Genomic DNA, 12,739 nt, shown 5'->3' on the forward strand with positions numbered 1-12,739 from the left:
GCCAAAACGGACGTACGCCGTACGTCAGACTGGGGGGCATGGTCGCCCTCCCCCACGAGACCACCGTCCTGCTGCCCGGCACACCGGAGTACGCCAAGAAGCTCCGCCACGCCTGGCGTGTCTGCTCGGTCACCAGCCTCGGGCTCGTCCTCATCGGCATCAACGCGAGCACGCTGAACGTGGCGTTGCCGTCGGTGGTCCGGCACTTCAGGGCCGACGCGTTCGCGTCCTCCTGGATCCTGCTGTCTTACCTGCTGGTCAACACGGCCACGCTGGTGTTCTTCGGGCGGGTCGCCGACCTGCTCGGGCGGCGCGAGGTCTACCTGGTCGGGTTCGCGATCTTCACCGTGTGCTCGCTGCTGGCGGGGATGTCGCCCGGGGTCGGCTTCCTGATCGCCATGCGGGCGCTCCAGGCGCTGGGCGCGGCGATGATCCTGGCCAACGGCACCGTCATCATCACCGACGCCTTCCCGCCCGACCGCCTCAGCCAGGGGATGGGCGTGTACATCGGCACGCTGTCGGTGGCCCAGCTCGCCGGGCCGACCCTCGGCGGCCTCATCGCCGAGGCCGCCGGCTGGCAGTGGGTGTTCTGGGTGAACGTCCCCGCCGGAGTGATCGGGCTCGTCTGGGGATGGGCGACGCTGCGCCGGGTGCCGGCCGGGCCGCGCACGCCGGTCGACGTGACGGGCAATCTGATCGTGTTCGCCGCGCTGTCCGCCGTGCTGATCGCCCTGCCTGAGGCGGGTTCACGCGGCCTGTCCAGCCCGGTGGTCATCACCGGAGGGCTGATCTTCCTGATCCTGGTCCCTTTGCTCGTCGTCGTCGAGCGGCGGGCCTCCCATCCGGTGCTGGACCTGCGCCTCTTCGGCGAGCGCATGCTGACCTTCGCCAACCTGGCGTCCTTCTGCACCGCCCTGTCGCGGTCCGCTCTGGTGCTGCTGGTAGCGCTGTACTTCCAGGCCGCGCGCGGCATCGACGCCTTCACGGCGGCGCTCGGCGTGCTGCCCGTGCCCATCGGCATGGCCCTGGCCTCGCCCATCGCGGGCGCCCTCGGCCGCCGGATCTCCCCCTACGCGCTCTCCGTCGGCGGCTGCCTGCTCAACTTCGCCGGCCTGCTGAGCCTGCTGCTGGCCACCGGCACGACGCCGCCGTACTGGGTCATCGGGACGGGACTGTTCCTCGCGGGCTGCGGCAACGGCGCGTTCCTCACGGGCAACACGACGCAGGTGATGAGCGCGCTCCCGCCGGGCAGCCTGGGCGTGGTGAACGGCTTCCGGCTGATGATCATGAACGTCGGGATCGTGCTGAGCGTCGCCACGACCCTCAGCGTGCTGACCAGCGCGGTCTCCCCCGAGCTGCGCGACCTCGTCTACGCGGGAACGCTCTCGCGGCTCTCACCCGTGGCGGTCGAGCAGCTCATGTCGGGCTTCCAGCGGACGTACCTCGTGCTCGCGACGGTCGCGCTCGCGGGCGTAGTCACCGCCGCCTGCGCCCGCCCGCGCCGTGCTCGTTAGCCCGGCGCCGGGGTGTTCTTGCGGGCCAGGGCTTCGACTCCGGCCAGCAGCAGGTCGACGCCGAACGTGAAGTAGCGCTCCCTGTCGGGGGGCTCGCAGAGCGTGGCGGCGTACTCGATCATGCGCGGGTAGCGGTCGGGGGGCAGGGACTCGAGCTTCAGCCTGCGCTGCCGGCGCGCCTCGGCCTCATCGGTGACCGACCTGTTGGCGGGGCAGTAGGGCTGGTTCTTCACCAGGGCAACGGAGCCGTTGAGCAGGTAGGCCGAGATGGCGTAGCCCTCGCTGAGCGTGAACCCCGCCGTGGCGAGAACATCAAGCGCCACCTCGGTCGCTCGCTTGAAGCTCTCGACCTCGTGCTTGTCCTCCACGGCGGTCAGCAGGCCGGGCAGGCACGGGTGCTCGCGCATGACGCGCACAAGGGCCTCGACCATCATGCGCAGCCGCTTCTGCCAGGAGTCGCCCGGGGAGAGGTCGGCGGTGACGCCCGAGAGCACATGCTCGGCGAGCGCCCACATCAGCTCGTCCTTGTTCTTGAAGTGCCAGTAGAGGGCCATCGGGGTGACACCCAGGCGTCCGGCGAGACGCCGGATGGTGACGGCCTCGACGCCCTCCTCGTCGGCGAGCGACAAAGCGCTTTCGACGACCGTCTCCCGGGTCAGCTTCTCTGCGGCCACTTGACAACTATACACCGTATAAGCTCTCCTCTACGGTGTACGTGTACGACGTACAAGTACACCGTAGAGGAGATGACTATGGAACGCCGATGGTGGGCGCTGGTGGCCGTGTCCCTTGCCACCTTCATGACGTATCTGGACAACAACGTGGTCAACGTGGCCCTCCCGACCATCCAGCGCGATCTGGGGCTGACGATCTCCGGACTCGAGTGGATCGTCAGCGGATACATGCTGGTGTTCGCGGGTCTGCTGATGGCGGGCGGCCGGCTCGCCGACGTGTTCGGCCAGCGGCGCGTCTTCCTGATCGGCCTGGCCGTCTTCTCGCTGGCGTCGGCGGCAGCCGGGCTGTCGGGCGACGGGGCGACGCTCATCCTCAGCCGGGGCATCCAGGGCATCGGAGCCGCCCTGCTGACGCCCACGGCGCTCTCGCTGATCCCCGCCACCTTCCCCGACGCGAGGGAGCGCGGCATGGCCGTGGGCCTGTGGAGCGCGGTCGGCGGCCTGGCGCTCGCCCTCGGCCCGCTGACCGGCGGCTTCATCAGCGAGAACTGGCACTGGGGCTGGATCTACCTGATCAATGTGCCCATCGGCGCCATCACGTTCGCGCTCGGCGCGTGGGCCATCGGCCGGTCGGGCACCCCTGTCAGGCGACGGCTCGACGTGCCCGGCCTGCTGACCTCGTCGCTCGCGCTCTTCGCCCTGACGTACGCGCTCATCGAGGGAGACGGGCGTGGCTGGACCTCCGGTGTCATCCTCGGATCCTTCGCCGTGGCCGCGGCGGCGGGCGCGATGTTCCTACTGGTCGAGACCCGCGCCAAGGAGCCGATGATCGACCTGTCGCTGTTCCGCGAGCGGGTCTTCAGCGGGGGCATGGTCTCCATGGGCCTGTGGGCCTTCGGCATCTTCGGCATCTACTTCTTCACTGCGCTCTGGCTGCAGAACGTCCTCGGCTTCACCCCCACGCAGGCGGGGGCGGCGTTCGTCCCCATGGCCCTGCTGATGGCCGGGCTCGCCACCGTCGCCCCGAGGATCGCGAACCGCTTCGGCACCGCGGCCACCGTCGCCGTGGGTCTCGGCCTGATGGCGGTGGCTGTCGTCGGCATCTCCTTCATCGGCGAGCACGGCACCTACGCCCAGCTCTTCCCCTGGCTGATGCTGTACGGCTTCGGGGCGGGACTACTGGTCCCGCTCACCAACGCCATCCTCGGAGCGCTTCCGGCGGGCCGCGGGGGCGTCGCGTCGGGAGTGCTCAACGTCTTCCGCGAGGTGTTCGGCCTGCTCGGCGTCACGGTGCTCGGCGCGATCCTGAGCGCCCGTCAGAGCGCCGCCATGGAGTCCGGCGCGAGCCCGCTCACGGCGTTCCTGGACGGCTATCAGCTCGCCCTGATCGTCGCGGGCGTCATCGTGGCCATCGGCATCCCCGTCAGCCTCGTCTCGCTCCGCACCCGCCGCGCGGCACCGCCCGCCCCCATGGAGACCCCCAGAGTCCCCGAGCCCGTCGCATAAATCCCTTCTGAAACAGTCGCAACGAACGTCGTTATTGCATCGTTATGGGATGAGTCTGCACTTATCGCGCTGTTCAGCTGTCTCACATAGGGAACGCGCCGGGGCAAAACCCGGCGCGAAGCGCGTATATCAGGAGTAGACCGTGAACCCCCTCAAGCGGACGGCCGGCATTTCCCTGGCCTTCCTCGCCCTCGCCGCCATGACCGCCTGCTCGTCCAGCCCCGGCCGGGCGACGGAGGCCTTACCGCCGGCCTCGCCCCAGGCCGGCGGCACGGCGGAGACCTCCCCGCAGGCCGGGAGCGCGGTGAACTCCCCGCAGGCCGGGAGCGCGGTGAAGGCCTCCTCCACGCAGGCCAGGGCCGCCGGCGCGGGCGAGACGGCCGTCGGCGCCAAGGCGAAGGAACCGCTCCGCATCGTCGACATCACCCCGATGGGCGAGAAGAGCGAGACGATCGGCGTCGGCTCGCCGATCATCGTCACCTTCGACAGGGCGGTTCCCAGCCGGGCGGCGGCCGAGGCCGTGCTCCAGGTCCAGGCCGAGAAGCCCGTCGACGGCGCCTGGCGCTGGGTCTCCGAGCGGAAGGTGGTCTACCGCACCAAGACCTATTGGCAACCGCACCAGAAGGTCACCTTCACCGCCCGTCTCGGCGACATCCCCGGCAACGAGGAGGCCAAGAACGTCAGCCGCCGCTTCGCGATCGGCGCGTCCAACATCGCCCTGGTCGACACCAGGAAGCACGTGATGAAGGTCCGCCGCGACGGCAGGCTCGTCAAGTCGATCCCGATCAGCGCGGGCCGCGGCGGCCTGGTGAAGAACGGCGTGGACGTCTACCTCACCACCAGCGGCGTCCACCTCGCCATGGGCAAGAAGAAGGTCGAGACCATGACCTCGGGGTGGCTCGGGGTCACCGACCCCAAGGACCCGCTGTACTACAAGCTGGAGATCCCCTGGGCGGTGCGCATCTCCGACAGCGGCGAGTACGTCCACCAGAGCGCGGGCGACTACCAGTTCCTCGGCAGGTCCAACCAGAGCCACGGCTGCGTGCGCGCCACCCCCGCCGGCGCCAAGTGGTTCTACGGCATCGCCCAGCGCGGCGACGTCGTCCAGGTCACCGGCACCAAGCGGAAGCTCGACTGGCGCAACGGCTGGAGCTACTGGCAGCTCACCTGGACCCAGTGGAAGAAGGGCAGCGCCCTCCCCACCACTCCCCCCACCCAGGATCCCGTCGACGGCTGACCCTCCTCGACCACAGGCCCGTCCCCATCGACGACCCGGGAACGGGCCTCCCGGCCTGGAGCGCTAGCAGAACGCAGGCTTGCCGGCGTTCTTGGGAACCTCCGGCATGGAATCGACCACCTTGATCGCCAACACCGCCGTCCCGCCGAGCATGGTCTCCTCGGTACCTCTCTCGATCCAGGTCCGCCAGCCGAGGAATCGGTACGTCTCCCGCTCGAAGATGAACTCCGCGCGCTCCCAGCCGTCGGGGCCCTCGTACCTGATCGAGGCACCCACGCCATGGCGGCCCGCCGTATCGGCGAGATCGGGGACCACGGTCGCGGCGGGCATCCCCGACAGGGCGCCGAAGACCGCGGCACGAATCCGGGAAGAAGCGAAGGGTTCTCGACCAGGAGAACGAGCTTCGTCACACCCCCGATCCGGCTTCACGTACAGCCGTCCCCCAATGGTCCGAAGCGGCCCTGGCGAACGTACTAAGAGCTCGAAGCGGGCGTGGCCGGCGGTCGCGCAAGGCAGCCGAACCACACCGTAGGCAAGGTCGAGGGGCGCGGGGGCCGAAGGGAGCGGAGCCCCCTGGGAAACACAGCCCGAGCCGAAGCGCGCCCAGCGCGCGGAGGCGAGGCCCACATGCCACGCATGCCAGAGCCGGTGGCTGCGCAAAGACCGAATCTTCGAGCAGATCTTTGCGATGATGGCTGGGTAACGGATCCGCCCGTATACATCGGTGGGGGTGAGGCTAGGTGTCCTATAGTCCGAAGCTTGCTGCGGCGCTGTCAGGTGCCACGCTTCGCCAGCTGGCGCACTGGCGCAGGGCTAGCTCACGGCGCGGAGCCGTACTGGTACCGGAGGTCTCCGATGTGCGCCCCGTCCTGTACTCATTCCGAGATGTGGTGGCACTGCGGACCTGCGTCAAGTTGCGCAACGACACCTCCTTGCAGAAGATCAGGCGGGCGCTGGACACATTGCGCGACGACCTGAAGGAACGAGATCACCTGTCTGCGTACAGACTGATCACTGACGGCGGCACTATTTACCTGATGGCGCCCGATCAGGCGGTCGATCTGGTGCGGAGCAAGGCCAACCTCGTCATCCACGAGATGGTGGACGTACTACGACCCTTCTATCGCGATGGCCGGCACATACCTGATCTACTGCGACCACGTGAGCATGTGACGGTCGATCCGGCCGTGCGGGGTGGAATCCCGGTGATCAAGGGCACCCGCATCCCTTACGACGAGGTTGCCGCATTGTTGCGTGACGGCGTTCCAGCCGAGCAGATCTCGGACTACTACCCGAGCGTCTCAGCACCCGCCGCACGCGACGCCGCCGACTTCGCTGCCTATGTCAACAGTTACGAACCGTCCAGGGAGCCGCGTGAAGCTGCTGCTGGATGAGAATGTTCCCAAGCCGCTCCATCACGTCCTCACCGCTTTCATCCTGAACCATGAGATCGTTCATTTGCTGGATATTGGCGGCTGGTCGGGGACCCGGGATGAGAGCCTCTACCCGCAGGCGGCTAAGCAGGGCTTCCATGGTATTGGGCCGCCTCCTCCGTATACGGCGTGAGTTTCGTCGGAAAGCGTGAGGACCATGGCCGGCTGGACCATGGCCCCCTCTCTCAGAGCACCTGCGTGGTCAGGAGCCGATTTTCTTGCCTTGTTTGTGCCAGGCGACGGCTACCGAGGGGCGGGGTTGGCTCGTGCCGCCGTCGGGCCAGTGGCTGGAAGGGTTGTCCGGCGTGGCGCCGGTGATCTCGCCGGGGTGCTGGACGGCGACGAAGACGCTGAGCTGGTCCTCGCTGACGAGGGGCCCGCAGGTCTCCGCGCCGTAGGGCACCGTCAGGAACTGCCGCACGTGGCCGCGCTCGGGCCCTGCCAGCGGCATCGCGAACAGGCCGTCGTTCTTGCCCAGCGCGTTACCGTCCGTGGCGATCCACAGGTTGCCCTCGGCGTCGAAGGTGACGTTGTCCGGGCAGGAGATCGGCGACACCTTGGTCTTGTCGTACCCGCCGAAGTAGGTCGAGGGGTCGGCGGGGTCCCCGCAGACGAGGGGGAGCGCCCACTTGAACGACGTCGCACCCGCGTCGTTCCTCTCCTCGACGATCTCCAGGATGTGGCCGTGCTTGTTGGACACCCGGGGGTTGGCCTCGTCCACCTGGGCGGCGACCCGGTTGGTGTTGTTGGTCAGCGCGGCGTAGATGGCGCCGTTGACCGGGTTTCGCTCGATGTCCTCCGGGCGGTCCATCTTGGTCGCGCCGGCCTTGTCCGCCGCCACGCGGGTGTAGACCAGGACCTCCTCGGCGGTCATGCCCTGGACGAAGGACCTGTTGCCGCTGACCAGGGGGATCCACGTGCCGGAGCCGTCGAAGGCGCCGTCGGCCGGGAGCCTGCCCGTGCCGTCGATCTCGGTGGCCGGGCTGTCACCGGTGAACTTGGCCACGTACAGCGTGCCCTCGTCCAGCAGCTCCCGGTTGTGCCGGTCGAAGCCCTTGATGTAGCGGTCCTTCGAGACGAACTTGTAGATGTACTCGAACCGGCCGTCGTCGCCCATGTAGACCGCGACGCGGCCGTCCCGGGTGAGCGTGGTGGTGGCGGCCTCGTGCGCGAACCGGCCGAGGGCGGTGCGCTTGATCGGCGTGCCCTCGGGGTCGAAGGGGTCGATCTCCACGACCCAGCCGAAGCGGTTGATCTCCTGCGGGTGCTTGGCGAGGTCGAAGCGCTCCTCGACCCGGTCGAAACGCCGGTTCCCGCTGGGGATGGCCGTGGTGGTGCTCACGCCGTACCGGGTGAGGTAGGTCTTCTGGGCCTCGGGCACCCCGTTGCCGCCGACGAAGTACTGGTTCCAGTTCTCCTCGCCGGTCAGCACCGTGTTCCACGGCGTGGTGCCGCCCGAGCAGTTGTTGAGCGTGCCGTACACGGTGGTGCCGCGCGGGTCGGCCGCGGTCCTGAGGAGGCCGGAGCCCGCCGCGGGGCCGGAGAAGCGCATGCGGGTCTGCGCGGTGATCCGCCGGTTGTACCGGCGGCGCCCGCGCGTCACGAGCTTCCACTGCCCGGTACGCCCGGCGCGCTCGATCTCCACGACGGATCCGCCGTGCGCCGCGAGGCCGATCTTGATCTGCTCCAGCGGGGCGCTGTCACCGCTGGTCCAGCCGCGGAACATGAGGTTCTCGTCGGTGTACTCGTGGTTCACCCAGAGCAGGCCCCGGTCGGAGCCCAGCGGGAAGAAGGTCACGTAGTCGCAGTTGTAGCCGAACTGCTTGGCCTGCGCCTCCGCCGTCTGGTTGTCGAAGTCGAACGCGGGGGCGTCGGGAAGCACAGGGTCGCCCCAGCGCACCACGACGGCCGACGCGTAGCCGTCCGCGACGGTCAGCGCGTCCTCGGAGTTCGGCGCGACGGAGGCGAACCGCAGGCCTCCCTTGTAGCCGCCCCGCCCGAACGCCTCCGTGCCCGGGTCGGCGGCGGCGGGTACGGCCGCCGTCGTGCCCGCGACGCCCACGGTCGCCACCAGCGTGCCGAGGGCTCCCGCCCTGATCGCGCCACGGCGCGAGAGCGTGCTCGTCAGCAGGTCGTTGAAGTACGGGTTGTCACTGGTGTTGGAGACCTCGTGCGCGCAGGCGTTGCCACAGCGAAACTGGCAGGTCATGGCGTCGCGGCCACCCCCGCGAGGAGTGGAGAGCAACGTGAGCGTCCTGCGCGGCGACGTGTTCGCCACAGATCCTCCAAGGTGGTACGAGGGGTGCCGTAGCCGGGACCGTATGTGCGCGAGCACAACAACAGGTGAACCGCGCCTGCCGTCCAGATGAACGGTGCCGCCGAAGGGCACCGGGCAGGATAGACGTGTGTCCACTCGCAAGCTTGATGTCGAAAAGGTACGTGCCGCGCTGGATTCCCAGCTCGCCGAGCTGGGCGAGCATCCCTACGACGGCCCGGCGCCGCAGGCGCCCGACGCCGCCGTGCAGGTGGTGCTCCGCCTCTACGAGGAAGGGGTCCGCCCCGAGCGCGATCTCGCGCGCTTCGCCGTGCGTCACCTGCTCGACCGCCTGGCCGAGAGCGCCCCTGGCCGGACGGTCGAGGTGCGCGTGCCGCCGTACGCCGCGGTGCAGTGCGTGGCGGGCCCCCGGCACACCCGTGGCACGCCGCCCAACGTCGTCGAGACCGATCCGCGCACCTGGCTGGAGCTCGCCACCGGCCGTGTCACCTGGGACGACGCCATGCAGGCGGGGAAGATCAGCGCCAGTGGCGCCCGTGCGGACCTCTCCGGGCACCTGCCCCTGCGCAGCTCCTGAGCGGGTCATGGTGAAGGCGTCTGGACGTTCACTCCCAGCTTCCGCTCCACGCACTGCTGCGCCTCGCCCTGCGTGGGCAGGCCGAAGCACTCCTGGAAGTTGTTCAGGAACCAGGCGAACCCGATGAGCGCCAGGATCAGCGTGAGCGCGCTGAGCACGATGCCCACGATCGCGCGGCCCTTGTTGGAGTTCTTGAACACGGCCATGAAGCCGACGATCAGACCGGCGATCGCGGTCAGCACCCCGATGCCGCAGATGAGCAGCAGGAAAAGACTGACGATGCCGAGGACCAGGGCCGCCGTGCCGAGCCCGCCCCCTCGGCTTCCCCCGGCCGGCCAGCCGCCCGGCGGTGGCTGCCCGTAGGGAGGCGGACCTCCGTAGGGCGGACCTCCGTAGGGCGGACCTCCGTAGGGCGGCGTGCCGTACGGCGGCTGTCCTCCCGGCGGCTCCCCGTACGGAGGCTGACCGCCCGGTGGAAATCCGCCCGGGGGCTCGCCGCCGTGGGGAGGCTGATCGCCCGGCGGGTACCCTCCAGGAGGCTCACCGTACGGGGGCTGGCTGGACGCATGACGGCCGCGCGGGTCGTCACCCCACGGGTGGGGGTAGTTCGGATCGCCAGGTGTCGTCACGGTCTGCTCTTTCGACCTGTATGGGCATGCCTGAAGCCCAACTCTCCCCCGGCATCCCCCGGCGCACCGAGCCGACACGGCAAAAATCCAGGGATCTTTGCCCCATGACCGTCAGGGACGGCATGGCCGGGGGTCGACACGTCTTGCCCGATCGGACCCGGATTACCAGGCACCGAGACGCCCAACTTAGACTGAAGCACGTGCTAAAGGGCGACGGCAGGCTAGGCCATGACCTTGACCCCCGTGACCGACCGCCGCAGGACGCCTGTGGCGTCTTCGGCGTTTGGGCACCAGGGGAGGACGTCTCCAAACTCACCTACTACGGGTTGTACGCGCTGCAGCATCGCGGGCAGGAGTCCGCGGGCATCGCGGTGAGCGAGGGCAGCAGGATCCTCGTCTACAAGGACATGGGCCTGGTGGCCCAGGTCTTCGACGAGTCGGTCCTGGGAACGCTCCGCGGCCACCTGGCCATCGGGCACTGCCGCTACTCCACGACGGGCTCCAGCGTCTGGGAGAACGCCCAGCCGACCCTCAGCTCCACCGACGGGGGCGGGCTCGCTCTGGCCCACAACGGCAACCTGATCAACACCCCTGAGCTCGCCGAGCGGCTTCCCGCCGGGTCGATCAGGGCTACGACCGATACCGAGGTGCTGACCTCCCTGCTCGCGCAGGATCGCAGCAAGTCCATCGAGGACGCCGCCGCCGACCTGCTCCCGCAGGTCAAGGGCGCCTACTCCCTGGTCTTCATGGACGAGAAGACCCTGTACGCCGCCCGTGACCCGCAGGGCATCCGCCCGATGGTCCTCGGCCGCCTGGAGCGCGGCTGGGTGGTGGCCTCCGAGACGGCCGCGCTCGACATCGTCGGCGCCGCGCTCGTCCGCGAGATCGAGCCGGGCGAGCTGCTCACGATCGACGAGCGCGGCGTGCGCTCGCGGCGTTTCGCCCTGGCCGAGCCCAAGGGCTGCCTGTTCGAGTACGTCTACCTCGCCCGTCCCGACACCACCATCGCGGGACGCGGCGTCCAGGCCACACGGGTCGAGGTGGGCCGCAGGCTGGCCCGCGAGCACCCGGTCGAGGCCGACCTGGTGATCCCGACTCCCGAGTCCGGCACGCCCGCGGCCATCGGATACGCCGAGGAGAGCGGCATCCCGTACGGCCAGGGCCTGGTCAAGAACTCCTACGTCGGCCGCACCTTCATCCAGCCGTCGCAGACGATCCGCCAGCTCGGCATCAGGCTCAAGCTGAACCCCCTTCGGGAGGTCATCGCGGGCAAGCGCCTGGTCGTGGTGGACGACTCGATCGTGCGTGGCAACACGCAGCGGGCGATCGTCAAGATGCTCCGCGAGGCCGGCGCGGTCGAGGTCCACGTGCGCATCTCCTCGCCGCCGGTGTCCTGGCCGTGCTTCTACGGCATCGACTTCGCCACCAAGGCCGAGCTGATCGCCGGGCACCGCACCGTGCAGGAGATCTGCGATTCCATCGGCGCCGACTCGCTGGGCTACATCTCTCTTGAGGGCCTGACCGAGTCGACCACGCTCCCCGCCGAGCGGCTCTGCCGGGCCTGCTTCGACGGCCACTACCCCATCCCGATCGACAACGACAACGTCGGCAAGTTCGTCCTGGAGGCCAAGGCGTGACGCGGCGGAGCGCCCTGGCACAGGGGCCGACGAAGGAGGCTTCATGACCAGCTACGCCGCGGCGGGCGTCGACATCGAGGCCGGCGACCGGGCGGTCGAGCTGATGAAGTCCCGGGTGGCGCGGTCGCGGCGTCCCGAGGTGGTGGACGACGCGAGCGGCTTCGCCGGGCTCTTCGACGTGTCGGCCCTGCTGCGCTTCAAGCGGCCCCTGCTCGCGACCTCGACCGACGGCGTGGGCACCAAGGTCATGCTGGCCCAGGCGCTGGGCAAGCACGACACGATCGGCATCGACCTGGTCGGCATGGTCGTCGACGACCTGGTGGTGTGCGGGGCCGAGCCGCTGTTCATGACCGACTACATCGCCTGCGGCAAGGTCGTCCCCGAGCGCATCGCCGACATCGTGGGCGGGGTCGCCGAGGGGTGCCGCCTGGCCGGTTGCGCCCTCGTCGGCGGCGAGACCGCGGAGCACCCCGGAGCCATGGGGCCGGACGAGTACGACCTCGCCGGAGCGGGCACCGGAGTGGTCGAGGCCTCCGAGCTGCTCGGTCCCGAGCGCGTGCGGCCGGGCGACGTGGTCCTCGGGCTCGCCTCCTCCGGCGTCCACTCCAACGGCTACTCCCTGGTGCGCCACGTCCTGCGTACGGCAGGCCTGGCGCTGGAGGCGTCGCTCCCCGAGCTGGACCGCACGCTGGGCGAAGAACTGCTGGAGCCCACGCGCATCTACTCCCTCGGCTGCCTCGGCCTCACCAGGGCCGTGGAGGTCCACGCCTTCGCCCACATCACGGGCGGCGGGCTGGCGGCCAACCTCGCCCGGTCGCTGCCCGGCTCGGTGGACGCCGTACTCGACCGCTCGTCGTGGACGCCGCAGCCGATCTTCGAGGTCATCGCCGGGTATGGCGGGGTGGCCCAGGAGGAGATGGACCGCACGTTCAACCTCGGCGTCGGCATGTGCGCGATCGTGCCGCAGGACGCCGTCGAGGCCGCCCTGAACACTCTGCGTGAGCACGACCAGCACGCGTGGGTCCTCGGCGAGATCGTCCCGGGTGCGGGCGAGGCCCGCTTCAAGGCCTGACCAGAGAGGTCCGGAGAAGGTCAGTGGGCCTTCTCCGGACTCGGGTACGGGACAGGCGACTTCGATGGCCACAAGCGGACATCTGGCCGGAACCGGTCGGCGACGACCCGGACGGCACGCCCGGACGCCCCCCGCAGGGCTCGCCGCACGGCAAAGTGATCTCGGTCACCACCGAACGGGGGCGA

The 12,739-nt window shown here is 69.5% G+C and carries 12 protein-coding genes; 8 read left to right on the plus strand and 4 right to left on the minus strand.

Translation table 11 applies throughout. The annotated features are described in order from the left end of the window. The first annotated feature begins 38 nt into the window (after positions 1–38). Positions 39–1,514: an MFS transporter gene (locus OG589_RS34505; protein ID WP_405142375.1), complete on the plus strand. Its 1,476-nt coding sequence runs from the start codon at positions 39–41 to the stop codon at positions 1,512–1,514. On the opposite strand, the gene OG589_RS34510 is transcribed toward OG589_RS34505, so the two are convergent. After that, positions 1,511–2,188, minus strand: a complete 678-nt coding sequence (locus tag OG589_RS34510; protein ID WP_405142377.1) for a TetR family transcriptional regulator — start codon at positions 2,186–2,188, stop codon at positions 1,511–1,513. The two genes, OG589_RS34505 and OG589_RS34510, sit on opposite strands and share 4 nt — an antisense overlap. Before the next feature lie 78 nt (positions 2,189–2,266). Between OG589_RS34510 and OG589_RS34515 the strand changes: the two genes are divergently transcribed. Beyond that, positions 2,267–3,694 carry an MFS transporter gene (locus OG589_RS34515; protein WP_405142379.1) on the plus strand — a complete coding sequence of 476 codons (1,428 nt, stop codon included), beginning with the start codon at positions 2,267–2,269 and terminating at the stop codon, positions 3,692–3,694. A 142-nt stretch (positions 3,695–3,836) separates the two neighbouring features. Next, on the plus strand, positions 3,837–4,931 hold the full coding sequence (locus tag OG589_RS34520) for an Ig-like domain-containing protein (RefSeq protein WP_405142381.1): 1,095 nt from the start codon (positions 3,837–3,839) through the stop codon (positions 4,929–4,931). 63 nt (positions 4,932–4,994) lie between these two features. On the opposite strand, the gene OG589_RS34525 is transcribed toward OG589_RS34520, so the two are convergent. Next, positions 4,995–5,261, minus strand: a complete 267-nt coding sequence (locus OG589_RS34525; RefSeq protein ID WP_405142383.1) for a hypothetical protein — start codon at positions 5,259–5,261, stop codon at positions 4,995–4,997. 527 nt (positions 5,262–5,788) lie between these two features. On the opposite strand from OG589_RS34525, the gene OG589_RS34530 reads away from it, so the two are divergent. Together OG589_RS34530 and OG589_RS34535 are read left to right on the plus strand one after the other, a co-directional pair. Then, positions 5,789–6,325, plus strand: a complete 537-nt coding sequence (locus OG589_RS34530) for a DUF433 domain-containing protein (RefSeq protein WP_405142385.1) — start codon at positions 5,789–5,791, stop codon at positions 6,323–6,325. After that, positions 6,306–6,497 carry a hypothetical protein gene (locus tag OG589_RS34535; protein WP_405142387.1) on the plus strand — a complete coding sequence of 64 codons (192 nt, stop codon included), beginning with the start codon at positions 6,306–6,308 and terminating at the stop codon, positions 6,495–6,497. The genes OG589_RS34530 and OG589_RS34535 overlap by 20 nt, the downstream gene beginning before the upstream one ends. Before the next feature lie 69 nt (positions 6,498–6,566). Here OG589_RS34535 and OG589_RS34540 read toward each other — a convergent pair whose 3' ends face one another. Beyond that, on the minus strand, positions 6,567–8,642 hold the full coding sequence (locus tag OG589_RS34540) for a PhoX family protein (protein ID WP_405142389.1): 2,076 nt from the start codon (positions 8,640–8,642) through the stop codon (positions 6,567–6,569). A gap of 127 nt (positions 8,643–8,769) precedes the next feature. Here OG589_RS34540 and OG589_RS34545 point away from each other — a divergent pair, with 127 nt between their 5' ends. Beyond that, entirely contained in the window at positions 8,770–9,216 is a 447-nt protein-coding gene (locus OG589_RS34545; protein WP_405142391.1) for a sterol carrier family protein, read from the plus strand. A gap of 5 nt (positions 9,217–9,221) precedes the next feature. Here OG589_RS34545 and OG589_RS34550 read toward each other — a convergent pair whose 3' ends face one another. Beyond that, entirely contained in the window at positions 9,222–9,845 is a 624-nt protein-coding gene (locus OG589_RS34550) for a hypothetical protein (protein WP_405142393.1), read from the minus strand. A gap of 200 nt (positions 9,846–10,045) precedes the next feature. Between OG589_RS34550 and purF the strand changes: the two genes are divergently transcribed. Both purF and purM read left to right on the plus strand, forming a co-directional pair. Continuing rightward, complete coding sequence (gene purF, locus OG589_RS34555; protein ID WP_405142394.1) at positions 10,046–11,482, plus strand: amidophosphoribosyltransferase; 1,437 nt, start codon at positions 10,046–10,048, stop codon at positions 11,480–11,482. Between the two features lie 43 nt (positions 11,483–11,525). Continuing rightward, positions 11,526–12,554, plus strand: a complete 1,029-nt coding sequence (gene purM, locus OG589_RS34560; RefSeq protein WP_405142396.1) for a phosphoribosylformylglycinamidine cyclo-ligase — start codon at positions 11,526–11,528, stop codon at positions 12,552–12,554. Positions 12,555–12,739: the final 185 nt, after the last annotated feature.

This window comes from Sphaerisporangium sp. NBC_01403, from assembly GCF_045040145.1.
Taxonomy (GTDB): Bacteria; Actinomycetota; Actinomycetes; order Streptosporangiales; family Streptosporangiaceae; genus Sphaerisporangium; species Sphaerisporangium viridialbum.